Consider the following 25507-nt stretch of genomic DNA (forward strand, 5'->3'; position numbering starts at 1 on the left):
ACCTCCGGCGAGCAGAAGACGAGAGAGGCGCGACGGCCCCGCCGAAGTGCCGACCCAGCGCGCTCACAGCAGGCCCACCCCGTAGGCACTTCCACCGTTCAGAACCCACGAAAGCGACAGGAGCGCCCGAAAAGGCGGCCACAGGAGTACAAGAGCCCGGTGGGCCGGGTCGGGATCAGCGTTCGGCCGGCGGGCGCAGGCCGTCGAGCATGACCTGGAAGAGGCGGTTGCTGCAGACCGGGCCGTCGGGTGCACCGTCGGTGGCGAGGGCGATCGCCCCGACCATCCGCGACACGTCGCTGGCATCGACGTCAGCCCGCACCACGCCGCGCTCCTGGGCGCGGGCGAGGAGGGCGGCCCCGGTGGTCATCATCGCCTCGCAGGGCGGGGGCGGCCCGTCCGGGTCGTCGAGCATGTTGAGCATCGCCGACGCCGCCAGCGACTGGTGCTTGCGGCTGTGCTCGAGCTGCGCCCCGAGCCAGCGGGCGAGACCGTCGAAGGGGTCGTCGGCGGCCAAGAGCTCGTCGCCGCAGTGCACGAGTGAATCGACGCCCTCGCGGTAGACCGCGACCAACAGCGCCTGGCGGTCGGGGAAGTGCCGGTAGAGCGTGCCGATGCCGACACCGGCTCGCGAGGCGATGTCCTCCAGTGCGGCCTCCGGGCCGTGCTCCTCGAACTCGGCCGCGGCGGCGGTGAGGATGCGCTCCCGATTGCGCCGCGCGTCGGCGCGCATGGGGCGGGCGGGCGCGGGGGCTTGGGGCGACATCACGACAAATCCTGTCTCAGCTGGGACCGGCTCGGCGAACCGGTGGCGCCGCGGAGGAATCTGCGGCAACGGGCAATGCGGGTTGCGAAGCGGAGGTCGCCTCCGTATCGTTCCGGAGGTTCCTTCCGTTTATCCACGTGCACATGGTACCGGCGGGGACGTCAGACCCACCCGAACCCCATCCCCCTCTCGTCACCGGAGTGTGCTCATGACTACCGAAGCCCTCGATGGCGCCGCACTGGGCAGCGGCGCCGCCGGAACACCGCCCGACCCCGAAGCGCCCTCGATCCAGCTCAGTGCCCGGCGCCGCTCGATGGTGCTGTGGGCGATGTGCCTGGCACTGGTCCTGGTGATCGCCGGTGTGTCGATGCTCACCAACGCCCTGCCGATGATGGCCGAGGACCTCGACCTCAGCCAGACCCAGCAGACGTGGGTGGTCGACGCCTACGCCCTTCCCTTCGCCGCCCTCCTGCTCATCGCCGGCGCCCTCGGCGACCGCTTCGGCCGCCGCGGCGCCCTGGCGGCGGGCACGGTCCTCTTCGGGATCGGCTCGGCTCTCTCCGCCCTCGCGTCGAGTGGCAACGAGTTGCTGGCCTATCGAGCCCTCACGGGCATCGGTGCGGCGCTCATCATGCCCGGCACCCTGTCCACGATCACGAGCGTCTTCCCCGCCGACAAGCGAGCCCGTGCCGTCGGGATCTGGACGGGCTTCGCGATGGCCGGAGGCACGCTCGGCCTGCTCGGCTCCGGCCTGCTGCTGAAGTGGTTCTCGTGGGAGTCGACGTTCGTCGTGGCCGCGATCATCGCCGCCGTGGCCCTCGCCGGCATCGTGATCGCCGTACCGTCCACCAAGGCCGGTGAACACGTCGGCCTCGATCCGGGCGGCACCGTCCTGTCGGCCCTCGCCGTCGGCGGCGTGGTGTTCGGCATCATCGAAGGCCCCGAGAAGGGCTGGACGTCCCCGGTCACGCTCGCCGGCCTCGCCGTCGGACTCATCGCCAGCGTCGGATTCGTGCTGTGGGAGCTGCGCTCGACGCACCCGCTGCTCGACCCCAGGCTGTTCCGACTCCCGGGCTTCGGCACGGGCGCCGCCGGACTGTTCATCATGTTCTTGGCGATGTTCGGGTTCTTCCTGGTGTCGATCCAGTTCCTCCAGCTGATCCTCGGCTACACACCGCTGGCCGCCGCCGTCGGGTTGCTGCCGATGATGTTGCTGGCGATGCCGCTGTCGGCGATCGCCGCCCCGCTGTCGATGAAAGTCGGCCAACGGCGCCTGACGACGATCGGCCTGCTGGTCGCCGCCGCCGGGTTCGCCTGGTTCTCCACGCTCGGCGCCGACAGCGGGTATGTGGACTTCCTGGCGGGCATCCTCCTGGTCGCCGTCGGCTTCGGCCTGGCGATGACGCCGGCGACGACGGCGATCGTCAACTCGCTGCCGACGGCCAAGCAGGGCGTTGCGTCGGCGGTGAACGACTCGGCCCGGGAGATCGGTGGCGCCGTCGGCGTGGCCGTGCTGGCCAGCGCGTTCAACTCGGCCTACCGCGACGACATCGGCCCCAAGCTCGCCGAGTTCGACCCTGAGGTCGCTGAGGCCGCCCGGGAAGCGCCGGCGATGGCCTTTCGGCGAGCCGACGAGCTCGGGGCCGCCGGCAACTCGCTGCGCCGGGCGACCGAGTCGGCGTTCGAGTCCGGGCTGCAGACGGCGGTCCTGATCGCCGCCGGACTCCTCGTGCTCGGTGCCCTCTACACGTGGTGGCGGGGTCCAGCCAGCGTCGCCGCCCCCGCCGATGAGGTGGCCGGAGAGGCCGACACCGTCGGCGACGAGCAGTTCGCCGTCGCCGGCGGCTGAGCATCGGGTCGTCGACGGCCGTCGACCAGTGTCGACCAGCGTCGACAGAGATCGTGTGGGCGTGACCGGGAGCGGATGCCCGGTCACGCCCCACGAAGGGCGCATCGCAATGACGCCGCCGAGCCGTCGCCGCAGCAGGCGCGACGGTTCCTGTTGTGGGCCCTTAGTGTCCGTGCCGTGCACGATGCTTCGCAAGGAGGGGTCGAGGAGCTGCTCGCCGCGGCCAAGGCGGCGCAGGCCAACAGCTACTCGCCCTACTCCCGCTTTCCGGTTGGCGCAGCGATCCGAACCGGGTCGGGCCGGGTGTTCACCGGCGCCAACTACGAGAACGCGGCGTACCCGCAGGGTGTGTGCGCCGAGGGCTCGGCGATCGGTGCGATGGTCACCGCCGGCGAGCGGGTGATCGTCGAGGTGCTCACCGTCGCCGATGGCGAGCACCTCACCACGTGCTGCGGGGGGTGCCGGCAGAAGCTCCGGGAGTTCGCCACGCCGGACGTTCCCGTCCACGCCGCCGGACCCGAGGGCGTGCGTCGCACGTTCACCCTCGGCGAGTTGCTGCCGGAGGCGTTCGGGCCCGAGCAACTCGATCGATGACCGCCGTCGCCGCAGCGTTCGAGGACTACCTCGCCCGGCTGGTCGACATCGCCGGCGGCGAGCCCGACGTGGTGGGACTCGTCGGCTTCGGCTCCACCGCCGATCGTTCCCGAGTCGACGAGTGGTCGGACCACGACTTCGCCTGGCTCACGGTGCCCGGCGCCGAAGACCGCTACCGCCACGACCTCTCGTGGCTCCCCGATGCTCACCGCATCGCCTTGTCGGTCGTCGAGAGCCACGGCGGCGTCAAGGTCGTCTACGACGACGGACACGTGCTCGAGTTCGGCATCGACTCGCTCGACGGTTTCGCCCGCTGGCTCGGCAACCGGGCCGAGGTGCTCGTCGACAAGGGCGGGGTCGCCGAGGCCGTCGCCGCCGTCCTCGCCAAGCCCGTGCCGGGCGACGGCGTCGTGCCAGAGCGGGAGATCCGGCTGTTCTTCACGCAGTTGCTGATCGGCGTCGGCCGGGTCCGACGCGGGGAGGTCACGAACGGCAGTCACATGGTGCGGACCGAAGCGGTGCAGCACCTGCTCGCCGCGGTCGCCGTCCGGGTCGCGCCGGCCGGCGACCCGATGGCCCGGGACACGCTCGACGTCCGCCGCCGGCTCGAGCGCGTCCACCCGACGATCGCCTCAGCGATCGAGGAGGCGGTTCGCCTCGACGCCGACACTGCGGCCCGCCGTCTCCTCGACCTCGCCGAGCGCGAGTTGGCGCCCGGCTGGGATGGGTTCCCGACCGCCGCCGTCGCCGCCGTCCGCGCCCGCCTCGGCTGGACCTGACGCTCGAACGGCGGTGGCGACGTCGCCGCTCGTCAGTCGAGCAGGCCGTGGCGGTGGGCGACGGCGGCGGCTTCGGTGCGCCGGGCCACGCCGAGCTTGGCGAGGATGTTCGACACGTGCACGCTCGCCGTCTTGGTGCTGATGAACAGCTCCTTGCCGATCTCGCCGTTGCTGCGCCCGGCGGCCACGAGGCGAAGTACGTCGAGCTCGCGAGCGGTGAGGGCGGGGGCGCCGGGCACGGTTTCAGGACCCGCGTCGGGCGCCCCCGCCGCTGCGCCGGCGTCCTCGCGGGCGCCGAGGCGCCGCAGCAGGTCGTCGGCGCGATCGATGAGCCGCGCCGCACCGATGCGCCTCGCCGTTTCGGCCGCCGCCGAGAGCAGCTCGGTGGCGGCAGCCCGATCGGTCGCGGCGACCAGCTCGGCCCGACGGATCTGGGCGTGGGGTCCGTACACGACCGGTCCCTCGACCCGGGACAGGGCGGCCTCGGCCCGCTGCCACGCGGGCACGTCGTCGGACAGCTCGGCTTCGATGAGTGCCGACGCGGCGTCATTCGGCACCGTCTGTTCGAGCTCGACCACGGCGCCACCGAGCAACTCGACCGCGGCCCCGACGTCGAAACCACGAGCCGCCGACGGATCCCGCCGGGCGTCGGCGGTCGCCGTGGCCCCGATCACGTAGATCCACCACAGGGCGTCGGGCTTCAGCTCCGCCCGGGCCTCGTAGGAGTGCATGACGGCGTTCCACGCGCGGAACGGTTCACCTGCGGCGAGGGCGTACTCGGCCTCCGCCGTGGCGATGATCGCCAGGTACTGCGGGTTGGCGTGGGGGCCGGGCAGCTGCGGGCGGAATTCCGAAAGCAGCCGATCGGCCGTGGCGAGGTCGCCCGTGCCGACGAGGAAGCGAGCCTTGAGGAGGCGCAGGTGCAGGCGGTTCTGCGGCGGTGGATCGAGGGCGAGGCCACGCTCGATGATGCGACTGGCCTCGGTCCACTCGCCGAGACCGAGCAGCGGCTCGGCGGCGTTGCCGGCGAGCATCGCGCCCCACGTGCGCTCGATGCCGAGCGTGCGGCTGATCGCCACACCCTCGGTGGCGGTGGCGACCGCTTCGCGCAGCTTGCCGTTGAGACGAAGGACGTCGGACAGGTTGATCAGGATGCGGGCCAGGGTGCGGTCGTTGTGACCGTCGAGCCGGCGAGCGATGGCGAACTCGGCAAGGGCCTCGTCGAGCCGGCCCAACCCACCGAGGCTCGTGCCGAGCGTGATGCGCGCCGAGGCTTCCTCGGCGAGCGCACCGGCAGCCTGGGCGGCCGCCACGGCGGTGAGGGCCGGACCGATGGCCGCTTCGTCGTCGCCGGCCAGCATCACCATCGCCGCGTGCATGGCGAGGACCTCGGCCCGCTGCGCACTCGGGGGATCGGCGGGCACGAGGCTGACGGCCTCTTCGAGGAGCTCGACGCCGCCGAAGCGCATGAGGTTGGAGACGAGGCGACCCTTCTTGGCGAGCAGCCGAGAGGCCGCCAGCGGGTTCGTCTCACGGTCGATCTCGGCCAGGGCCAGGTCCACCAGAGCCAGCGCCCTCGTGAGCTCGCCGGCGTCGGTGGCCATGTTGCTCGTCTCCTCCACGAGCTCGGCGTGCGACACGCCGGCGACCTCGGAGGCCTCGGGCACCTGCGGCCACAGCTCGATGGCGCGCTCGAACAGACCGAGCGCCTCGCTCTTGCCGACCGACGCGATCCGTGCCGCCGTGACCGACCAGCGGAAGGCGTTGCCCGGCGAGTGGCTGGCGTTCCAGTGGTGGGCGAGCCGGACGGCCCTCGTTGCCTCGTCCATGATGCCGGCCTTCAGCTCCAGCGTCTCGGCGAAGCACCGGTGCAGCGCCGCTGCCTCACCGGGTAGCAGATCCTCGGCGACGGCCTCGCGCAGCAGCGCGTGGCGGAACCCGTAGCCGGTGTCGTCGGCGACCACGAGGTTGGCGTCGACCGCCTCGCGGATCGCCGCGTCGAGATCGCTCGGCGACAGGTGGCTCACCAACTCGAGCAGGGTGTGGTCGGTGCGCGTGCCCGCCGCGGCGAGCAGGCGCACGGTCTCTTGGGCATTCGGGCTGAGGGCCTCGAAGCGCACGAGCATGACGTCGCGCAACGGTCCGGGCAGGCAGCACTCGCCGGTGGCGGCGAGCTCTTCGACGTAGAACGGGATGCCGTCGCTCCGGCGATGGATGTCGTCGACGCGGCCGGCGTCGGGTTCGTGATCAACGCCGCCCGCCCCGTCGATCTCGGCGAGCATCGCGGCCACACCGTCGCGGTCGAGACGGGGGACGTCGAGGCGGGTGACCTGCGGCAGCCGGTCGAGTTCGGCGAGGAACGGCCGCAGCGGGTGGCGCCGGTGCAACTCGTCGGTGCGATAGGTGGCGACGAGGAGCACGGGCACGTCGTTGAGGGCGCGCACGGCGAAGCCGAGCAGGTCGCGCGTCGACGTGTCGGACCAGTGGAGGTCCTCGACCACGACGACGAGGGGGTGGTCCTTCGAGGCGTGCTCGAGGATCTCCGTGACGACCTCCAACGTGCGGGTGCGATCGCTCGGCCCAGGCGCGAGGGGTCCGGCCGGTCCGGTGATCTCGGGTCGTAAGGCCTGTAACGAGGCGACTCCCGGACCCGCCCAGTCGATCTGGCGATCGCGTCCGACGTGGGCCTCGAGGTCGCGAAGGATGGCCACGATCGGCACGTAGGCGAGGCCGTCGCCGCCGAGCGGGACGCACTGGCCGCGCACGATGCGGGCGTCGTCGCGACGCTCGCAGAACGTGTCGATGAGCGTGGTCTTGCCGACGCCCGCGTCGCCGCCGACGAGGACGGCGACGGCCCGGCCGGACCGCGCGGTGGCCCACAGCTCCTCCAGCTCGTCGAGCTGGGCGCTGCGACCCACCATCGTGCGGCCGGTGAGGCGAATCGTCACGGACTCCATGGTGGCAGGGTCGTCAACGGTTTCGGCCCAGGGTTCCGCTCGAGTGCCGCCAGCGGCGCACCCAGCGCGGGTTGTTGCGGTACCGGTTGGCGCGCCGGGCTTCGTCGGCCTGGTCGAGGAGCGACTGGCGGTGCTCGTTGGCGAGTTCGATGCTGAAGGGGTTCATGCATCCATGGTGAGCCCGTGAGGTGCCGGTGCACATCGGGCGAATGCCCCGTTGATGCACGTCACGTGGCCTTTCGGCGACCGGGACCGGCGTCTGAGGTACCTCATGCGCACCGTCGGGAACCGATCCGGCCCCGGCGGTGTAGGACGGGGTGTGAAACGAATCCTCAGCCTCATCGGCGGCGCGTTGGCGCTGCTCACCGCGCTCGTCGGCCTCGTCGGGCTGCCGTCCTCGCCGGCCTCGGCCGGTAGTTGGGTGGTGGTCTCACTCGACGAGCGCCCGGAGTTCCACGCCGGAGAACCGACCGAGGTCGGGTTCACCGTGCTTCGCCACGGTGTGACGCCCGAATCCTCCGATGACATGGCGATCGTCGTGACCGGTGACGGTGTCCGCGAGCGGTTCGCCGTCGTGCCGGACGGCGAGGACGGCCACCACGTCGCGACCATCACGCTCGGCGAGGGCACGTACACGTGGGAGCTGCAGGGCACGTTCATGCCCTACGAGTTCGGCACGCTCGACGTCGGCGGTTCGCCGGCGTCGGCGGCGTCGTGGGGATGGGACGTCGCCCAGTGGGGTGGTGTCGGTGTCGCCGCCGTGCTCGGTCTGGCCGGCGCTCAGCTGCTGCGCCGACGGCGAGCGGTGCCGGCCGCGGCGTGATCGAGGGTCGAGCGGTCCTGCTCGGCGCGGGTGCCGGTGCGGCCGCGCTCGTCGCCGTGGTCGCCGTCGTCGCCCGTCCCGACTCGGCGACCAGGGGAGCGGTCGACGGTCAGGTGCTGTTCGTCGACAAGGGGTGCGCGGCATGCCACGACACCGCCGATCGCCCGGCGGCCATGCCGGGCGTCGCCCCGTCCCTCGTCGGGGCCGCTGACTGGGCGGGCAGCCGCATCGAGGGCGTGTCGGCCGAGGAGTACCTCACCCAGTCGATCCAGTCGCCCTGGGCCTTCGTCTCGCCGGCATGGGGTGGTCCGTCAGGCCCGACGTCGCACATGCCGGTGCTCCCCCTGACCGACGACGAGGTCGCGGCGGTGGTCGACTACCTCCTCGGGTCGTCGTCGGACGGGCAAGGATGATCGCATCGCAGGGGGCGATGATGACGACGTGCGGCGAGCCCGGGCGGGCGACACCGAGGCCTACGGCGAGCTCGTCGCGCGCCACCGGCCGAGCGCGCTCCGGGTCGCCACGATCGTCCTCGGCTCGCCGGCCGACGCCGAGGACGTGGTGCAGCAGGCGGTCGAGCGGATGTGGCCGGCGGTCGCCGCGCTCGATCCCCACCGCGGCTTCCGGTCGTGGTTCCTGCGGGGCGTCGCCAACACGGCGCGCAATCACCGCCGCTCACGGTGGCGCAGGGCGCGGGCGGAGCTGCGTCTCGCCGAGCGGGCGTCCGGTCCCGTGGTCGAGGATCCGGAGGGTGCGGCCGTCTCGGCGGCCGAACGGGCGGTGGTGGTGGCCGCCCTCAACCGACTCGACCGCGAGGCCCGCCTGGTGATCGCCCTGCGGTACTTCGAGCAGCTGAGCGAGCGGGAGATGGCCGACGTGCTCGGGTGCGCGCCGGGAACCGTGAAGTCGCGATTGTCACGGGCGATGACCCGGTTGCGCGCCGAGCTGGCGGACGGTGGCCGATGATCGATGACGACCGGCTCGACGCCGTCCTCGAGAGCGTCGGCCACCATCTGGCCGTCGCGCCGGACAGCGGCGACGACCTCTCCCCGGACCTCGCCTCAGCAGGGTGGGCGGGCCGCCGGCATCCGGGGCAACGCCTGCTCGTTGCCGCGCTCGCCGTGGTGGTCGTGGCCGGCGCCGTGCTGGCCATCGCCCCGGCGCGCCGGACGGTGGGCGGTTGGTTCGGCGTGGGGCGCACGGAGTTCCGCGTCGACGTCGACCTGGCGCTGCCCGCGGATCGTTTGCCCGGGTTCGTCGCCGGCGGCGAGCCGATCGCCCCGTCGCAAGCGGCTGCGCGGGTCGGGGTGCCCGTCGACGGGCTCGATCACTGCCCACTCGGCGCGCCCGTCGCCTGGTTGGCGGTGCCCGAAGGCGGCGCGGCTGCCGTGTGGGACGACGGTGGGACCACGCTCTGGCTGCTACCGGCCGGCGAGCTGCAGGAGATCCTGTTCACCAAGACCGTCGCCATGGCCGCCCAGGTGCGCCCGCTGCCCGATCTCGGCGACGGCGGCGTGGCCGTCGAGGGTGATCATGTCCTGACGACCCCGTACCGGTCGGTGGCGGCCGGCTCGGCGGTGCTGTGGACAACGGGCGGCCTGTCGTTCCGCCTCGAGTCGACCGACGCCGGCAACGCGGGCGACGCGGAACGCGACCTGGCCGCGCTGGCGTCGGCCATCGACGGTGTGCTCGCCGACGCCCGCGACTGACGGACTCGTCACTCGACGGGTCAAACTTGAGTCATCTTGACTCAATCTTTCTGCGTGTGGAGTTGTCGCTCCCGGAGGCTGCTCCGTATCGTGGCAGTACAGATCGTTTCGACACGTCCTCACCCCATCCGCACACACCCATCCGCACATCAGGGAGCATCACCATGGCCAAGGCCGTCGGTATCGACCTCGGTACCACCAACTCCGTCGTCGCCGTCCTCGAGGGCGGCGATCCCGTCGTCATCCCCAACTCCGAAGGGTCGCGCACCACGCCGTCGGTCGTCGCCTTCTCCAAGTCCGGCGAGGTCCTCGTCGGCGAGGTGGCCAAGCGCCAGGCGATCACCAACCCCGACCGCACGTTCCGGTCGGTGAAGCGACACATGGGTGAGGACTGGAAGACCGACGACGTCGACGGCAAGCGCTACACGCCCCAGGAGATCTCCGCCCGCACGCTGATGAAGCTCAAGCGCGACGCCGAGAGCTACCTCGGTGACACGGTCACCCAGGCCGTCATCACGGTGCCCGCCTACTTCGACGACGCCCAGCGCACCGCCACCAAGGAAGCCGGCCAGATCGCCGGCCTCGAGGTGCTGCGCATCATCAACGAGCCCACCGCCGCGGCCCTCGCCTACGGCCTCGACAAGGGCGCCGAGGACGAGACCGTCCTCGTGTTCGACCTCGGTGGCGGCACGTTCGACGTGTCGGTGCTCGAGATCGGCGACGGGGTCTTCGAGGTCAAGTCCACCCATGGCGACACCCAGCTCGGCGGTGACGACTGGGACCAGCGCATCATCGACTGGCTGGTCCAGCAGTTCAAGTCCGCGCATGGCGTCGACCTGTCGACCGACCGCATGGCCAGCCAGCGGCTCAAGGAGGCCGCCGAGAAGGCCAAGATCGAGCTCAGCCAGGTCCAGCAGACCCAGATCAACCTGCCCTTCATCACGGCCACGGCCGACGGCCCCCTGCACCTCGACGAGACGCTCAGCCGCTCCAAGTTCCAGGAGATGACCGCCGACCTCATCGAGCGCTGCCGCATCCCGTTCGAGCAGGCGCTCAAGGACGCTGGCGTCGCCAAGGGCGACCTCCACCACGTGATCCTGGTCGGTGGTTCCACGCGTATGCCCGCTGTCAACGAGCTGGTCCTCAACCTCACCGGCAAGGAGCCCAACAAGACGGTGAACCCCGACGAGGTGGTCGCCGTCGGCGCCGCCATCCAGGCCGGCGTGCTGCGCGGCGACGTCAAGGACGTCCTGCTGCTCGACGTCACCCCGCTCAGCCTCGGCATCGAGACCAAGGGCGGCGTGATGACGAAGCTCATCGAGCGCAACACCACCATCCCCACCAAGAAGACCGAGGTCTTCTCGACGGCCGAGGACATGCAGCCGTCCGTCGAGATCCACGTACTCCAGGGTGAGCGCGAGATGGCGATGTACAACAAGACGCTCGGAAAGTTCCAGCTCGTCGACCTGCCCCCGGCGCCTCGCGGCGTGCCGCAGATCGAGGTCACCTTCGACATCGACGCCAACGGCATCGTCCACGTGTCCGCCAAGGACCGGGCGACGAACAAGGAGCAGTCGATGACGATCTCCGGCCAGTCGACGCTCGGCAAGGACGAGATCGACCAGATGGTGAAGGATGCCGAGGCGCATGCCGAGGACGACCGTCGCCGCAAGGCCGAGGCCGAGGTCCGCAACAACGCCGACTCGCTCGTCTACCAGACCGAAAAGGTGCTGCGCGACCAGGGCGACAATGTCGCGGCCGAGGAGAAGGCCGCCGTCGAGCAGCCGCTCGCCGACCTCAAGAAGGCGCTCGAGGGTGACGACGTCGAGGCCATCAAGGCCGCCAGCGAGGCCCTGATGTCGGCCAGCCAGGCGTTCAGCCAGAAGCTGTACGAGGCCGCCGCGCGCGACGCCAACGCCGCCGGCACGTCGGCCTCGGGTCAGGCGGCCGGTGGGTCCGGCGCCGGCAACGTGTCCGACGACGAGATCGTCGACGCCGAAGTCGTCGACGACGAGCAATGACCGCCGTCCGCGCAGGAGGCCCGGTCGCTCGCATCCCCTCGTTGAACCTGATGGAGGCCAACCGTGACATCGAACGATGACGTGACGGGGCCGGTTGACGACGTCGAGGTCGAGCCGATCGACCTCGACGCCGAGGCCGGCGACACCGACTCCGATGACACCGACTCCGATGACACCGACCCCGACCCCGCTGCCGACGACGCCGCTGCCGCTCCGGTCGACGAGACCGGCGACGGTGGCCAGTCAGACAGTGGCGCCGACGGTGACCCGGCCGATCTCGTCGACGAGGGCGACCTCGCCGACGAGATCTCCTCGGAGATCGACCAGCTGGCCGCCGAACGGGACCAGTACAAGGACATCGCTCAGCGCCTCCAGGCCGACTTCGAGAACTACCGCAAGCGCGTCGCCGCCCAGCAGGCCGCCGAGATCGAGCGCGCCACCGGTGCGTTCGCCGAAGCTCTGCTGCCGGTGCTCGACGCCGCCGAGGCGGCCTACGTCGGCCACCCCGACGAGGTCGGCCCGTTGCTGAACCTGCTGCTGGCCGAGCTGAAGAAGCGCGGGTTGGAGGCCGTCGATCTCCTCGGCAAGCCCTTCGACCCGAACCTCGCCGACGCCGTGGCTCACGAACCCGGCGACGGTGGTGAGCCCGTCGTCGCCGAGGTGCTGCGCAGCGGCTACACATGGAACGGGCGCACGCTGCGCCCGGCGATGGTCCGCACCAAGGACTGAAAGGGACTTCAGTGAGAGGTCTTCGCCCGGATGTCAGCGAGCGCAGCGAGCGTCCCGCAGTCCGCGTGGTGAAGGCCGGCGGAGCGCCAGCGGAGCCGGCCGTTCACGCGGCCTGCGTGGCCGGAGAACGCAGTCGCACGTCGCGCCGGAGTTCAGCGAGCGACGCGAGCGTCCTGGAGTCGGCGCGGGTAGGTCTGCGGAGCGCTAGCGGAGCAGGCCGGCGCGTCGGCCTGCGTGGCCTCGTGAGCTTCAGCGAAGCACTTGTAGGAACGCAGTCGATGTCGTGCCGGAGTTCAGCGAGCGAAGCGAGCGTCCTGGAGTCGGCGCGGGTAGGTCTGCGGAGCGCTAGCGGAGCAGGCCGGCGCGTCGGCCTGCGTGGCCGGGGAACGCAGATGACGCGAGTCCGGAGTTCAGCGAGCGAAGCGAGCGTCCTGAAGTTTGCGCGGGTAGGTCTGCGGAGCGGTAGCGGAGCAGGCCGGTGCGCCGGCCTGCGTGGCCGGGGAACGCAGATGACGCGAGTCCGGAGTTCAGCGAGCGAAGCGAGCGTCCTGAAGTTTGCGCGGGTAGGTCTGCGGAGCGCTAGCGGAGCAGGCCGGTGCGCCGGCCTGCGTGGCCGGGGAACGCAGTAGAGATGGCCGCGCAGCGTGAGTGGTTCGAGAAGGACTACTACAAGGTCCTCGCAGTGTCTCCGACGGCCAGCCCGAAGGAGATCACCAAGGCGTACCGGAAGCTGGCGCGCGAGCTGCATCCCGACGCCAACCCGGGCGACGCGGCGGCCGAGGAGCGCTTCAAGGAAGTGTCGGTCGCGTACGACGTCCTCAACGACCCCGCGACGCGAGCCGAGTACGACGAAGTCCGTACCCTCGGGCCGACCGCAGGCGGTCGACCCGGAGGTGGCGGGTTCCGCTTCAACGTCAACGACATGCGCGACCGCGCCGGTGACGCGAGCGGACTCGGCGACCTGTTCGGCCAGATGTTCCGCCAGCAGCGAGGTGGCGCGGCGTCGGGCGTCGGCCCCCGACGCGGCGAGGACGTCCGTGCCCAGTTGACGATGGACTTCGCCGACGCTGCGTTCGGGCTCACCACCACGTTGCACCTCACCACCGATGCCCAGTGCTCGGTGTGCCACGGCAGTGGGGCCAAGCCCGGCACGATGCCCAAGGTCTGCCCCACGTGCGGCGGCCGCGGGGTGGTCGACGACAACCAGGGTCTCTTCTCGTTCTCGGCGCCGTGCCCGCGGTGCCACGGAGCGGGCACCATCATCGAGGATCCGTGCCCGGCGTGTCGCGGCAGCGGGACCGAGAAGCGTGACCGCCAGGTGCAGGCGCGCATCCCGGCCGGCGTCAACGACGGCCAGACGATCCGTCTGAAGGGCCGGGGCGCACCGGGATTCAACGGCGGTCCGCCCGGCGATCTCCTCGTCGACATCAACGTCGCGCCCGACCTGCATTTCGGCCGCAACGGTCTCGATCTCACCGTGCGTGTCGAGATCGACTTCTGGCAGGCGGCTCTCGGCGACGTCATCGGTGTCCCCACCCTGCGTGGCCCCGACGTGACGCTGCGCGTCAAGCCCGGCACCCAGTCGGGCAGTCGCCACCGTGTGAAGGGCAAGGGGATCGCCACCAAGAAGGGCACCGGCGACCTGATCGTCACCATCGATGTCGCGGTGCCGCGACACCTCACCAAGGAACAGCGCGAAGCCATCGAGGCACTGAAGGCGGCGAGTACCGTCGTGCCGGAGGGAGCGAGCTCATGAGCGTCCGACGCCATCACAACCAGGCGGTCTACGTCATCTCCGTGGCGGCCGAGTTGGCCGGCATGCATCCCCAGACGCTGCGCATCTACGAGCGGCGCGGCCTCGTCAATCCCGCCCGCACCCAGGGTGGCAACCGCCGCTACTCCGACGAGGACATCGACGTGCTCCGGCGCATCTCCGAGCTCGCCGAGGAGGGCATGAACCTCGAGGGCATCCGCCGGGTGATGAAGCTCGAGGCCGAGAACCAGCGGCTGCGCCAAGAGCTGGCGGCGGCCAAGGAGCAGGCCCACGCGGCGATCGCCGAGGCCGAGCGCCGCCAGCGGCGCGACCTGGTGCCCCTGCGTCAGGCGATCGCCGTGTTCGGCGAGACGCCTGCGTTCCTGCGCGATCGTGCCGACGCCGGCGACGACAAGCCGCCCCCCAGCCGCTACTGACCCGGAAAACTCGATTCTCAGGCGTCTGGCGTCGCTAGATCGGGCGTTCCTGTCGGACCTGTGGGTCGGGTACAGGTGTGATCGCTGTGCTGCGGCACGCTGGTCTGCTCCTGAGGCTGGAGTGCCGTCGTCGGACGCCGGAGGCCGGCACTTTGTCGGTGCGACGGGGTGGTTTGGGTCGCCGGTTGCGGTTGCCGCAATCTCCGTCACCGACCTCGGGGTCTCGAGGCCGACGCGGCTCGTCGGGGATCACCGAATGGCACGATCGAGCCCCAGATTCTCGACGGTGTCCAGCGTCCACCCCGGCCACTGATGTCGATCACCTCACCGTCGGAGCAGCAGCCGTCACCAGCGACACAGCCCAACCCCCGGCCAGCACAAGACGAGAGAGGCGCAACGGCCCCGGTCGAAGTGCCGACCCAGCGCGCTCCCCGAGGCCCACCCCGTACGCACTTCCACCGTCCAGAACCCACGAAAGACAGGAGCCCCCGAAGACGCGACCGTGGCGGCACAGGAACGGGTTCGGAACGGCCACCAGTGCCCAGCGACGCCGGCAGTAGCGTCGGCGCGATGCGAGTGGTCGAACTGTGGCGGTACCCCGTGAAGTCGATGCAGGGCGAACGGCTCGACGCCGCCGAGATCGGCGCCCAGGGCATCGTCGGCGACCGCCAGTGGGCGATCGTCGACGGCACCACCGGCCTAGCCCTCACCGCCCGCCGCGAGCCGGCCCTGCTGTTCGCCGCGGCGCGCCGCAACGACGACGACACCGTCACGATCGACCTGCCTGACGGCTCCACGGCGATGAGCGACGACGACCTGTCCCGGTGGCTCGGCCGGCCGGTCTCGCTCCAGCGGGCGGGCACGGCGGGCACGTACGAGATCGCCGTCGACTTCGAGGACGAGGCGGGCTCGGAGTGGGTGCAATGGACCGGACCCGACGACACGTTCCACGACTCGGCGCGGGCGAGGGTGTCGATCCTGTCGACTGGTTCGATCCGCGACTGGGACCGGCGGCGCTTCCGGGCCAACGTGATCGTCGATGGCGAGGACGGCGAGGAGGATCGTCTGGTCGGCTCACAGGTCGCCGTCGGTGGTTGCCGGCTCGACATCGTCAAGGCCATCGATCGGTGTGTGATGACGACGCGCCCGCAGCCGGGTGGCATCGAGCGCGACCTCGATGTCCTCCGCACGATCAACGCCGAACGGCGGTCGCTGCTCGCCGTCGGCGCCGGTGTGGTGACGACCGGCGCCGTCGCGGTCGGCGACGAGGTCGTCGACGCGCCGCCTGCCTGAGGGCTTGAGCGGCGCGCAGCCTGCAGCTGTTCTGCAGCCGGGCGGATGCAGCCTGATTCTCGGTGAGGAGCGGCCGGAGGGCCGCAAGGGAGGCAACCGAGATGATGATGACCGCCACGATCGAAGCCGGCCGTCGCCTGTTGGACAAGGTCGACGATGTCGACGACCCCGTTCTGCCGGAACCCGCGACGGAGACGCGGCTCGAGGTGGAGTGCGCGCCGCGCTGCCGGTGCGGCCGCGCGGCGGAGCCGTACGTCGACGACCCCGACCGTCGAATGTCGAGCCACAGGACGGCGGAGGGACATGTCGTGTACTACCGCTGCGAGTGTGGCCACCCGCGCTTCGCGCACCTCCGTTGGACGGCCCGCTGACATCAGCGTCCCGCCGGCGCCGGGGAATCTCCTTCGGCGCGACGCATTGATGGCACGGTGCCAGGCCGCTGGCCTACCATCAGGGGCCTGAACACGTCGGCCTCGGAGCGGTGGCCGGCGGCGACGGTTGAACGTGTACTCGCCCATCGGCTGACGCTCGTGGTTGCCGGTCCGGGCTGGGGCAAGTCGACGTTCATCCGCAGGGTGGCTTCGGTGACACGCAGTGTCGAGGTGATCCGTCCGCCGTCGGGCTGGACGTCCTTTGCTCTGACGCGGGCGCTCTTCGACGCGATCGGCGCCGCCGGGAGCGAGGAGCTGCCGGCGTACACCAGCGCGACCCAGGAGGACCAGGCGGCTCACGCCGCCGCGCTGGCGGCCGGGTTCGCCGCGGTCGCGGCCGAGCGGATCACCGAGGACACCGTCGTGCTGCTCGACGACGCCGACTGGCCCGCCGGTGACCCGCTGTCGGTCTTCCTCGAGACCCTCGTGCTGCATCTGCCCGTCCGGCTGCACCTCGTGGTCGCAGCCCGGACCGCCCCCGCCCTTCGCATCGCCCGTCTCCGCGCCGCCGGCGAGGTGCTCAAGGTCGGTGGTGACGACCTCGCCGTCGGCATCGACGACGTTGGCGACGACGTGGTGACCGACGCCGCCAGCCGCGACACGGTCGCGGCCATCGTCGAGGCGACCGGCGGGTGGCCGCTCGCCGTGCAACTGGCCACGGCGCTCGTCCGCCGCGACGGCTCGCTCGATCGCGAGCAGGTCGTGGAGCGGCTGCTCGCCCCTGACGCGGTGCTGTTCGACTACCTGGCGGAGGAGATCGTCGCCGGACTCGGCTCGGCCGAACGGGAGTTGCTCGCCCTCGTCGGCGTGCTGCCACGGGTGTCGGCGGAGCTGCTCGGAGCGGTCGGCCGCGACGACCTGGCCGCCCTGCTCGATCGCATGGTCGCCGATCGCATCTTCGTCGAGCCGATCATGTCGAGTGTGTGCGACTCTCGGGCCACGATGCTCGGCCGGCAGTTCGTCCGCCGGGCCCTGCCCGCACCGGATCCATCCCTGGTGGAGCGCGTCGCCGACGCCTACGTGGCGGCGGGTGACGTGGGCAACGCACTGCATCTCGCGGCCTACTCCGGGTCCGCCCCGCTCGTGATCAGGGTGCTCGGTGCCGTCCAGCACCGGCACCTGGTGGAGCTGCCGCACGCCGTCGAGGCGGCGCTCGACGTCGCCGATCGCGGTCCCGCCCACCCGCTGGCCGCCGAGCTGCGCGCCGACCTGCACTACCGGACGGGGCGTTGGGACGAGGCGCTCGCCGCCTACGGTCGCGCTCTCTCGATCGCCGGCGACGACGGCGGTGCGACGCGCCTCATCCGCAAACAGGCGGCGATCCACTACCTGCGCGGCGATCTGGCGGCCACCGACGCAGTGTGCAGCACGGCGGTCATCGATGGCACGGACCCCTGCAACGAGGCCTGGATCCTGATGTGGCGGGCTGTCGTCTGCTGGAACCGGGCCGACCGCGCCGGCTGCGCCGGATTCGTCGAGCCGGCCGAACAGCTGGCCGCCGAGGCCGGAGACGACTCGGCGTGGGCCGCCGTCTACACCGCTAAGGCGATGCTTGCCGCCCTCGACGGAGACCTCGCCGCCAACCTTCACTGGTACGAACGGGCCCTCGAGCACGCGCAACGGGGCGGCGACGTGGTGCAGGTCATCCGCATCCACGCCAACCGGGGGAGCCGCTTCACCGAGGAGGGCCGCTACGCCGAGGCGCTGGCCGAGCTCGATACGGCGATCCAGCTCTCCGAGGTGGCCGGATCCGACACGTTCACGGCCCTCGCGTTCAACAACCGCGGGGAGGCCCACCTGGCGCTCGGCAACCTCGACGACGCCCTCGTCGCGCTGCGCGAGGCGGAGCGGATCTGGACACGGCTGGGCTCGCGCCGTGTGCTCTACGCCGTCGGCAACCTCGGTGTGGTTCAGTACATGCGCGGCCAGCGCGCCCAAGCGATCGCTCTGTTCCGGCAGGCCATCCGGCTAGCTGCCGAGCAGGGCGACGCCCAGGGCGAGGCGGCGTCGCTCGTCGGGCTGGCCCGAGCGCTGGAGCTGGAGAGCCCCGACGAGGCTGCAGCCGTCGCCCAACGGGCCGTCGACTCCGGCCAGGCCATCTGGATGCCGCACGCCCTGGTCACCGCCGGCGGCATCGCGCTGCGGATGGGCGATCGCGCCGCAGCCCGCGGGTGGGCTCACAAGGCCTCCCAGCTCGCCGCCGATCGACGCGATCGCCCGGCGCTGGCCGAGTCGCTGCTGCTCCGGGCGGCGATCGAACAGCCGCCCGACGTGGCCCTCGCCGAGGAGGCCGGGCGGCTTTGGAACGACCTCGGCAACCGCATCGGACGCGCCCGCGCCGACCTGTTGATCGCCCAGTCACGCAGCGGGCGGCGGCGTGACGAGCTGGTCGCCGACGCCGAGCGCGTGCTCTACGACGCCGGGGCCCTCGGCTATCTCGCCGACTGGCGCCTGCTCGCCGCGGGACCAACGGCGCCTGAGGTAGCGATCTTCACCCTCGGTGGCTTCCGGGTGGTGCGGCGCGGTGTCCCGGTCGACGTGGGGGAGTGGGGATCGCGCAAGGCCCGCGACCTCGTCAAGCTGCTCATCGCCCGGCGCGGGGCCCCGGTCGTGCGCGACGAGGCCCTCGACGTGCTCTGGCCGGACGCCGGTGAGCGCTCGGGTCGGCGGCTGTCGGTGCTGTTGAGCACCGTGCGGAACGTCTTCGACCCCGGCAAGGCGCACGAGCCCGAGTACTTCGTCAACGCCGACCACGACACGATGTGGCTCGTTCGGGATCACGTCGATCTCGACATCGAGTCGTTCATCGCCGAGGCCGCGGACGGTCGTCGGCTGCTCGCCGCGGGCGACCGGCAGAAGGCCCGCGACGTGCTGTCGGACGCCGCGGCCCGCTACGTCGGGGACTTCTGCGCCGACGACCCGTACGCCGACTGGCTGGCCGGCATCCGCGACCTCGCCAAGCACACGTTCGTCGACACGTCGTTCGAGCTCGCCGGGCTCGCTGATGCGGCCGGCGAGCACAGCGAGGCGATCCGCCACTGGCTGCGCATCCTCGACGTCGACCCCTACGACGAGGATGCCTATCTGGGGTTGATCGCTTCGTTGCTGGCCCAACGTCGCCACGGCGAGGCCCGCCGGGCGTACCGCAAGTACTGCGCCCGCCTCGCGGAGCTCGACATCGAGCCCGCCCCGTTCCCCAGGTAGTCGTTCCCGCGCGGACGTGACGTCTTCAGCGAGCGCAGCGAGCGTCCTGGAGTTCGAGCGGGTAAGACGGCGGAGCGCCAGCGGAGCCGGCTGGCGCGCCGGCCTGCGTGGCAGGGGAACGCAATCCGTCAGGCGACGGTCTCGAGCGGCTGGCCGGTGACCTCGTCGACGTACAGCGGCAGCGGCGTGGCCCGGGGACGGCCGCGGCCCCGCTTGACGGCCACGACCGCACCGTCGAACAGGAACTCTCCGCCCCACACTCCGTACGGCTCGCGGCGCTCGAGGGCCCGGCTGAGGCACAGCTGGCGCACGGTGCAGACCGAGCAGATCGCCTTGGCCCGCAGGACGTCGCGAGGGTCCTCGGAGAAGAACAGCGACGTGTACGACGCTCGCGGGTCGGCGCAGCGCGCCGCGCTGGCGATGCGCCGGTTGGCGTCCACGGGGTCGAGTTGGTCCCCGTCCTCTGGCCGGTCCGCCGAATCACGGAGCTCGGGCCGGCCCGTCCACAAGGTGGTGGCGTAGGCCCGCACGTACGTGAACGGCAGACCCGTGAACCTCCCCGGCGCGTTCGGGTCGCGAACGACGAAGTAGCCACCGCCGGGGAAGGCCCGGTGGCGAGCGTACCCGACGAGGACCACGGCGTGCCCGTCGACCAGCGTCGCGCCCTTGCGGTCAGGGGTCGGCACCTCCATCAGCTCCACCCCGAGGATCGGCGCGTGGTTCAGCGTCTCGGGCGTCGGCCACCAGCCGTAGAAGGCGACGGCCGAGCCGGCATCGAGCGCGGCGATGGCGCGATCGAGTTGGTTGCGGTCGGCGCCGCAGCTGCGGTCGAAGCCCTTGATCGTGTCGCCACTGACCTCGCGCGACGCCGGGAACGACATCTCGATGAGGCGCCTGGTGTAGCCGACGCACCAGTCCCAGGCCGGCAGGACGTTGGGGAACTCGTCGGCGAGGTAGGTCGACACGCCGTCGTCATGGTTGCGGAGGTCCACCGTCGGAGCGGCACGCCGGGTTTCCGCCATGTTCCGCGGCCGCTCCGACGGGGACGTCTTGCTCACACCGGAGCAGTCTGAGCTTGCCGGTTCGGGCCGTGTTCGGGCCGTGTTCACGTCGCGTCCTGCCCGCGCGCTCGGTCCGATGCGGCGCCGGCGATGGTGCCAGAGTGGCGACGTTCGTGCCCGGCGGGCGCCGCCGGACCGAGGACGGTACGAGGAGGGGACGTGACCGACATCGTCGACATCGACGCACTGAAGGCGAAGTACGCCGAGGAGCGGGCCAAGCGACTGCGACCTGATGGCAACGACCAGTACGTCCAGGTCGCCGGGAGGTTCGCCCACTACCTCGTGGACCCCTACACGCCGGTGGTGGAGCGCGCGCCCGTGCGCGATCACGTGACCGTGGCTGTCGTCGGTGGAGGCTTCGCCGGACTCCTCGCCGGCGCACGCCTCAAGGAAGCGGGGGTGCCCGACGTCCGGATGATCGACAAGGCCGGCGACTTCGGCGGCACGTGGTACTGGAACCGTTATCCCGGCGCGCAGTGCGACACGGCGTCGTTCGTGTACATGCCGCTCCTCGAGGAGACGGGCCACATGCCCACCGAGAAGTACGCCCACGCCCCCGAGATCCTCGAGCATTGCCAACGCATCGGCCGCCAGTTCGGCTTGTACGACAACGCCCTGTTCCACACCGAGGTGTCCGAGCTAGTGTGGGACGACGACGCACGGCACTGGATCGTGCGCACGAACCGCGGCGACGAGTTCAGCGCCCAGTTCGTGGCCACCGGAACCGGCCCACTGCACGTCCCGAAGCTGCCGGGCATCCCCGGTCTGGAGACGTTCCAGGGGCACTCGTTCCACACGAGCCGCTGGGACTACGAGTACACCGGCGGTGACCCGGCCGGCGCCCCGCTGGACAAGCTGGGCGACAAGCGGGTGGCCATCATCGGCACCGGCGCGACCGCCGTGCAGTGCATCCCGCACCTGGCCATGGCGTGCAAGGAGCTCTACGTCTTCCAGCGCACGCCGTCGTCGGTCGACGTCCGCGACAACCGGCCGACCGATCCGGAGTGGTTCGCCGCCATCGCCACGCCCGGCTGGCAGCAGCGCTGGCTGGAGAACTTCACGGCCAACCAGACCGGCGTCGGCGGCGACGAGGACCTGGTGATGGACGGCTGGACCGACCTGTCACGCCGCATCCGAGCCAAGATCATGCAGCTGCCGCCGGACCAGATGACGCCTGAGGGCATGCTCGCCGCGTTCGAGGACTCGGACTTCGAGAAGATGTCGGAGATCCGGGCCCGGATCGACACGATCGTCGAGAACCCGGAGACGGCGCAGAGCCTCAAGGCGTGGTATCGCCAGCTCTGCAAGCGCCCCTGCTTCCACGACGAGTACCTGCAGGCGTACAACGAGCCGGGGACCCACCTCGTCGACACCGACGGCAAAGGCGTGGCCCGGATCACCGAGTCTGCCGTGGTCGTCGATCGCCCCGATGGGCCTGTCGAGTACGAGGTCGACTGCATCATCTACGCCTCGGGCTTCGAGGTGGGTACCGAGCACGCCCGGCGCGCCGGCTTCGACCCCGTGGGCCGCAATGGTGTGCGGATGTCCGAGCACTGGGGGACGGGCATGCGCAGCCTCCACGGCACTCACGTGCACGGGTTCCCGAACATGCTGCTGCTGCAGATGACCCAAGGCGCCAACCTGATCTCCAACGTGCCCCACAACTTCGTCGAGTCGAGCCGGACGGTGGCGATGATCGTCAAGCACGCCCTCGACCAGGGCTACCGAGAAGTGGAGGTGACGGCCGAGGCCGAGCAGCAGTGGGTCGACCTCCTGCTGACCGGTCCCGGGACGTTCCTCGGCTCGGCCGACTGCACCCCCGGCTACTACAACAACGAGGGACAGCAGAGCGCCTACAACCGGGCGTTCTTCGTCGGCTACCCGCAGGGTGCGATGGCGTACTTCTCGTATCTCGACGAGTGGCGCAACTCCGGCGACTTCGCCGGCCTCCACTTCCGCTGAGCGTCCGCGGCGGCTTCGCCGAACTCGTTCTGCTGGAGCCAGAAGGCCGTGGCGCGGTGTTTTCGCGCCAGCAGAAGGTGGGGCGTTGTTCTGGTGGCGCCGGAAGGCCGTGGCGCGGTGTTTTCGCGCCAGCGGAAGGTGGTGCGAAGGTGATGGCTGGGGCTTGACGCGCCCCTCTCGATGGGCTTACGGTGCGGTAAACGTTCTCGTAAACGTTTACCGGAATCCGCGGCGAGGGGAAGCATGAACGGAGCGATGCAATGAGCCCGAAGCGGCGCTCGACGGTCGTGCTCGTCGCCGAGCGCGCCGGGGTGTCGATCGCGTCGGTGTCGCGAGTGCTCAACGGCCTCCCCACGTCTCCGGAGGTCAAGGCCAAGGTCGAAGCGGCCGCCCGCGAGCTCGACTACGTCCCCGACGCCACCGCCCGCTCGCTCAAGGTCGGCAAGACCGAACAGATCGCCTTCGCCGTCCCCGACCTCGGCAACCCGGCCTACGTCACGATGATGCGGGCGGTCACCGACGTCGTGGCGGGGGGCGGGTACCGCCTCGTGATGTCATCCACCGGCAGCGACCCCGACGCCCAGATCGACCTCCTCCGCAGCGTCAACCGTGGCTACGCCGACGGTCTCATCCTCGTCCCGCTCCGCATCACCGCTGAGCTCGTCGAGGAACTGTCGTCCAGCCGCCTCCCGATCGCCGTGGTCGGAACGCTCCCGGACAGCGTGCCCATCGACAACGTCCGGGCGGTGTCCGCCGATGGCGTCGGCATGGCGCTCGACCACCTCTACGCCAACGGCAGGCGCCACATCGCCTTCGTCAACGGCCCGGTGGACACCGTCCCGGGCGCGGCCCGCCTCGCTGGCTACCTCGCGGCGATGAAGCGGATCGGTCTGCCGACCACGGCCGAGCTCCAGGTGGAGGCCGACGACTTCACGTTCGACGCCGGCTTGGTCGCCGCCCAGGCGTTGCTGGCCCAAGCCACGCCCGACGCCGTGATGTGCGCCAACGACCTGCTCGCCGTGGCCACGATGAAGGTGCTCGCCCGCGCTGATCGCGCCGTGCCCGCCGACGTGGCCGTCGTCGGGATGGACGACTCCGACCTCGCCGAGCTCGCCAGCCCGTCGCTGACCAGCGTGAACCTCGGCGCCGCCGAGCGCGCTGCTGCCGCCGCCGAGCTGCTGCTGTCGCGCCTCGCCGACCCCGGCCAGGACCATCGCCACGTCATCGTCGAGCCGCAGCTGACCGTCCGTGAGTCGAGCATGCACGCGCCCACCGCCCATCCATCCCGGGGCCATCGTCGATGACGGCCGCGATCGCCGCGCCGGCGCCGCGCCGACGGTTCGGGCGGCGCAAGGGTCCGTCGTACCGCTCTGGCGCGGCCGGTAGTGACGGTCGTGACGCCTGGCTGCTCGTCCTGCCCGCCCTGCTGCCGATCGTCATCTTCAGCGTCTATCCGCTGCTGCGCGGGATCTATCTCGGCTTCACCGACACCCATGCTGCCCGCGAGATCTCGTCGCCATTCAACGGCCTCGACAACTACCGCGAGCTGTGGCACTACGACCTGTTCTGGCGGTCGTTCCGCATCGGTGTGATCTGGACGCTGTCGGTCACCATCATCCAGTTCTTCGCTTCGCTCGGTCTCGCCCTCCTGCTCAACATGGATCTGCGCCTGCGCTGGCTGGCGCGCACGCTCGCCCTCGTGCCGTGGGCGATGCCGCCGGTGATCGTGGCGATCATGTGGCGCCTCATGCTCAACCCCAACCACGGGCCGATCAACCAGGGCCTCAGAGCACTCGGCTTCGAAGGCGACACGAACTGGCTCGGCGACCCCGCCTGGGCCCTGCGCGCAGTCATCGTGGTCGGCGTCTGGTCGGGGATGCCACAGACGACGATCACCCTGCTGGCCGGGCTGCAGCAGGTCGACGGCTCGCTGCACGAAGCGGCGTCGATCGACGGCGCCGGCACGGCCAAGCGCTTCTGGCACGTGACCTTCCCGGCGATCCGCCCGATCGTCGTGGCGATCACCACGCTCGACCTGATCTCCAACTTCAACTCGTTCGGTCTGGTGTACGTGATGATGCAGAACCAGGCGGCCGCCAGCGAGGCGATGCTGCCCGCACTGTTCGCGTACAACGAGGCGTTCCAGTACGGCAACTGGGGGCTTGCCGCGGCGATGGGCAACGTGATGGTGGTCATCGTCGCCGGATTCCTCGTCTTCTACCTCCGGTCCCAAGCGAAAGCGCGGGCGCTGCAATGATCGCGTCACGATCGTCGCGGATCACGCGGCCGCTGCACTACCTGGCGTTGATCGGGTACCTGATCTTCCTCGCCTTCCCGCTGGTGTTCCTGGCGATGTTCTCGCTGAAGTCGCAGCGCGAGGTGGCGTCGCCCGACCCGTCGTTCCTTCCCCGCGGGTTCGAGTGGAGCAACTTCGGCGCGGCGATCGAGAAGACGAGGCTGTTCCGCTCGGCCCGCAACAGCCTCGTGGTCGCCGCCGCCACCACGGGGATCGTCATCCTCATCTCGTTGCCGGCGGCCTACGCCCTCGCCCGCTTCCGCACGCGGCTGCGTGGCCTGGCGACGGGCTGGATCCTGCTCAGCCAGATCTTCCCCTACATCCTGATCGTCATCCCGCTGTTCCTCGTGCTGCGCGACCTCAAGATGGTCGACACGCTGCAGGGCCTCATCCTCGTGTACACGGTGTGGGCGCTGCCGTTCTCGCTGTGGATGCTTCAGGGCTACGTCGCGGCGATCCCGAGGGAGCTGGAGGACGCGGCGTCCATCGACGGCGCCTCACGGGTACGTGTCCTGCGCAGCATCGTCCTGCCGCTTCTGGCACCGGGGCTCGTGGCGACGAGCCTGTTCGCGTTCATCGGTTCGTGGAACGAGTTCTTCTTCGCCCTGGTCCTGATCCAGGACGAGGCCAAGCGGACGCTGCCGCTCACGCTGTCGCTGTTCATCGGCTCCGAGGGCCGCACCAATCTCGGCCAGCTCGCCGCCGCGTCGTTGCTGTCGACCGTGCCGAGCCTGGCCTTCTTCGTACTCATCCAACGCCGGCTCACCTCCGGCCTGCTCAGCGGGGCGGTCAAAGGGTGAGCGCAGCGAGCGGCCGACACCATCCACACAAGGGGGAAGGAAA

Annotated in this window: 21 protein-coding genes; 17 read left to right on the forward strand and 4 right to left on the reverse strand. The window is 70.8% G+C overall.

The window, feature by feature from the left end; translation table 11 throughout:
* Positions 1-175: 175 nt before the first annotated feature.
* Positions 176-766, reverse strand: a complete 591-nt coding sequence (locus tag DN771_RS01400; protein ID WP_116995763.1) for a TetR/AcrR family transcriptional regulator — start codon at positions 764-766, stop codon at positions 176-178.
* 208 nt (positions 767-974) lie between these two features.
* On the opposite strand from DN771_RS01400, the gene DN771_RS01405 reads away from it, so the two are divergent.
* The 3 genes from DN771_RS01405 to DN771_RS01415 all read left to right on the forward strand — a co-directional run bounded on the left by DN771_RS01405 (position 975) and on the right by DN771_RS01415 (position 3988).
* Positions 975-2615 carry an MFS transporter gene (locus tag DN771_RS01405; protein ID WP_162941419.1) on the forward strand — a complete coding sequence of 547 codons (1641 nt, stop codon included), beginning with the start codon at positions 975-977 and terminating at the stop codon, positions 2613-2615.
* A gap of 177 nt (positions 2616-2792) precedes the next feature.
* Positions 2793-3209: a cytidine deaminase gene (gene cdd / locus DN771_RS01410; protein ID WP_227462239.1), complete on the forward strand. Its 417-nt coding sequence runs from the start codon at positions 2793-2795 to the stop codon at positions 3207-3209.
* Positions 3206-3988 carry a hypothetical protein gene (locus DN771_RS01415; RefSeq protein WP_116995528.1) on the forward strand — a complete coding sequence of 261 codons (783 nt, stop codon included), beginning with the start codon at positions 3206-3208 and terminating at the stop codon, positions 3986-3988. The genes cdd and DN771_RS01415 overlap by 4 nt, the downstream gene beginning before the upstream one ends.
* A 32-nt stretch (positions 3989-4020) precedes the next feature.
* Here the strand turns inward: DN771_RS01415 and DN771_RS30630 are convergent, their stop codons facing one another.
* Positions 4021-6936: a helix-turn-helix transcriptional regulator gene (locus tag DN771_RS30630; protein ID WP_162941420.1), complete on the reverse strand. Its 2916-nt coding sequence runs from the start codon at positions 6934-6936 to the stop codon at positions 4021-4023.
* Positions 6937-6958: 22 nt separating this feature from the next.
* Positions 6959-7111, reverse strand: a complete 153-nt coding sequence (locus DN771_RS29120) for a hypothetical protein (RefSeq protein WP_162941421.1) — start codon at positions 7109-7111, stop codon at positions 6959-6961.
* A 153-nt stretch (positions 7112-7264) separates the two neighbouring features.
* Here DN771_RS29120 and DN771_RS01425 point away from each other — a divergent pair, with 153 nt between their 5' ends.
* From DN771_RS01425 to DN771_RS01475, 10 genes are all read left to right on the forward strand, one after another.
* The gene (locus DN771_RS01425; protein WP_116995530.1) at positions 7265-7768 is read left to right on the forward strand and encodes a hypothetical protein; all 504 of its coding nucleotides are present in this window, start codon (positions 7265-7267) and stop codon (positions 7766-7768) included.
* Entirely contained in the window at positions 7765-8181 is a 417-nt protein-coding gene (locus DN771_RS01430; protein ID WP_162941422.1) for a c-type cytochrome, read from the forward strand. Before DN771_RS01425 ends, DN771_RS01430 begins: the two co-directional genes overlap by 4 nt.
* A gap of 28 nt (positions 8182-8209) precedes the next feature.
* Positions 8210-8734 (forward strand): RNA polymerase sigma factor, encoded by a 525-nt coding sequence (locus DN771_RS01435; protein WP_162941423.1) that lies wholly within the window; start codon positions 8210-8212, stop codon positions 8732-8734.
* Positions 8731-9477, forward strand: a complete 747-nt coding sequence (locus DN771_RS01440) for a hypothetical protein (RefSeq protein ID WP_116995533.1) — start codon at positions 8731-8733, stop codon at positions 9475-9477. Before DN771_RS01435 ends, DN771_RS01440 begins: the two co-directional genes overlap by 4 nt.
* A gap of 164 nt (positions 9478-9641) precedes the next feature.
* Entirely contained in the window at positions 9642-11498 is a 1857-nt protein-coding gene (gene dnaK / locus DN771_RS01445) for a molecular chaperone DnaK (RefSeq protein ID WP_116995534.1), read from the forward strand.
* A gap of 63 nt (positions 11499-11561) precedes the next feature.
* Complete coding sequence (locus DN771_RS01450) at positions 11562-12227, forward strand: nucleotide exchange factor GrpE (protein WP_116995535.1); 666 nt, start codon at positions 11562-11564, stop codon at positions 12225-12227.
* 631 nt (positions 12228-12858) lie between these two features.
* On the forward strand, positions 12859-13983 hold the full coding sequence (dnaJ, locus tag DN771_RS01455) for a molecular chaperone DnaJ (protein WP_116995536.1): 1125 nt from the start codon (positions 12859-12861) through the stop codon (positions 13981-13983).
* Positions 13980-14417: a heat shock protein transcriptional repressor HspR gene (locus tag DN771_RS01460; protein WP_116995537.1), complete on the forward strand. Its 438-nt coding sequence runs from the start codon at positions 13980-13982 to the stop codon at positions 14415-14417. Before dnaJ ends, DN771_RS01460 begins: the two co-directional genes overlap by 4 nt.
* A gap of 570 nt (positions 14418-14987) precedes the next feature.
* Positions 14988-15710 carry an MOSC domain-containing protein gene (locus tag DN771_RS01465; RefSeq protein ID WP_116995538.1) on the forward strand — a complete coding sequence of 241 codons (723 nt, stop codon included), beginning with the start codon at positions 14988-14990 and terminating at the stop codon, positions 15708-15710.
* A gap of 584 nt (positions 15711-16294) precedes the next feature.
* A complete protein-coding gene (locus DN771_RS01475) occupies positions 16295-19345 on the forward strand; it encodes a tetratricopeptide repeat protein (protein WP_191912100.1) in 3051 nt (1016 codons plus the stop codon).
* Positions 19346-19473: 128 nt separating this feature from the next.
* On the opposite strand, the gene DN771_RS30635 is transcribed toward DN771_RS01475, so the two are convergent.
* Positions 19474-20403: a WhiB family transcriptional regulator gene (locus DN771_RS30635; RefSeq protein ID WP_276113416.1), complete on the reverse strand. Its 930-nt coding sequence runs from the start codon at positions 20401-20403 to the stop codon at positions 19474-19476.
* 171 nt (positions 20404-20574) lie between these two features.
* Between DN771_RS30635 and DN771_RS01485 the strand changes: the two genes are divergently transcribed.
* From DN771_RS01485 to DN771_RS01500, 4 genes are all read left to right on the forward strand, one after another.
* Positions 20575-22368, forward strand: a complete 1794-nt coding sequence (locus tag DN771_RS01485; RefSeq protein WP_420810916.1) for a flavin-containing monooxygenase — start codon at positions 20575-20577, stop codon at positions 22366-22368.
* Positions 22369-22628: 260 nt separating this feature from the next.
* Positions 22629-23672 (forward strand): LacI family DNA-binding transcriptional regulator, encoded by a 1044-nt coding sequence (locus tag DN771_RS01490; protein WP_116995542.1) that lies wholly within the window; start codon positions 22629-22631, stop codon positions 23670-23672.
* Positions 23669-24625, forward strand: a complete 957-nt coding sequence (locus DN771_RS01495; protein ID WP_116995543.1) for a carbohydrate ABC transporter permease — start codon at positions 23669-23671, stop codon at positions 24623-24625. The genes DN771_RS01490 and DN771_RS01495 overlap by 4 nt, the downstream gene beginning before the upstream one ends.
* Positions 24622-25464, forward strand: coding sequence for a carbohydrate ABC transporter permease (locus tag DN771_RS01500; RefSeq protein ID WP_116995544.1), 843 nt, complete (start codon positions 24622-24624; stop codon positions 25462-25464). Before DN771_RS01495 ends, DN771_RS01500 begins: the two co-directional genes overlap by 4 nt.
* The last annotated feature ends 43 nt before the right edge of the window (positions 25465-25507 follow it).

Origin of the sequence: Desertimonas flava, from assembly GCF_003426815.1 — a bacterium.
Classification (GTDB): Bacteria; Actinomycetota; Acidimicrobiia; order Acidimicrobiales; family Ilumatobacteraceae; genus Desertimonas; species Desertimonas flava.

Coding starts and splice junctions, on each gene's coding strand:
- DN771_RS01400 (WP_116995763.1), bottom strand. CDS start 766: ATGTCGCCCCAAGCCCCCGCGCCCGCCCGCCCCATGCGCGCCGACGCG.
- DN771_RS01405 (WP_162941419.1), top strand. CDS start 975: ATGACTACCGAAGCCCTCGATGGCGCCGCACTGGGCAGCGGCGCCGCC.
- DN771_RS01415 (WP_116995528.1), top strand. CDS start 3,206: ATGACCGCCGTCGCCGCAGCGTTCGAGGACTACCTCGCCCGGCTGGTC.
- DN771_RS29120 (WP_162941421.1), bottom strand. CDS start 7,111: ATGAACCCCTTCAGCATCGAACTCGCCAACGAGCACCGCCAGTCGCTC.
- DN771_RS01440 (WP_116995533.1), top strand. CDS start 8,731: ATGATCGATGACGACCGGCTCGACGCCGTCCTCGAGAGCGTCGGCCAC.
- dnaK (WP_116995534.1), top strand. CDS start 9,642: ATGGCCAAGGCCGTCGGTATCGACCTCGGTACCACCAACTCCGTCGTC.
- dnaJ (WP_116995536.1), top strand. CDS start 12,859: ATGGCCGCGCAGCGTGAGTGGTTCGAGAAGGACTACTACAAGGTCCTC.
- DN771_RS01460 (WP_116995537.1), top strand. CDS start 13,980: ATGAGCGTCCGACGCCATCACAACCAGGCGGTCTACGTCATCTCCGTG.
- DN771_RS01465 (WP_116995538.1), top strand. CDS start 14,988: ATGCGAGTGGTCGAACTGTGGCGGTACCCCGTGAAGTCGATGCAGGGC.
- DN771_RS01490 (WP_116995542.1), top strand. CDS start 22,629: ATGAGCCCGAAGCGGCGCTCGACGGTCGTGCTCGTCGCCGAGCGCGCC.
- DN771_RS01495 (WP_116995543.1), top strand. CDS start 23,669: ATGACGGCCGCGATCGCCGCGCCGGCGCCGCGCCGACGGTTCGGGCGG.
- DN771_RS01500 (WP_116995544.1), top strand. CDS start 24,622: ATGATCGCGTCACGATCGTCGCGGATCACGCGGCCGCTGCACTACCTG.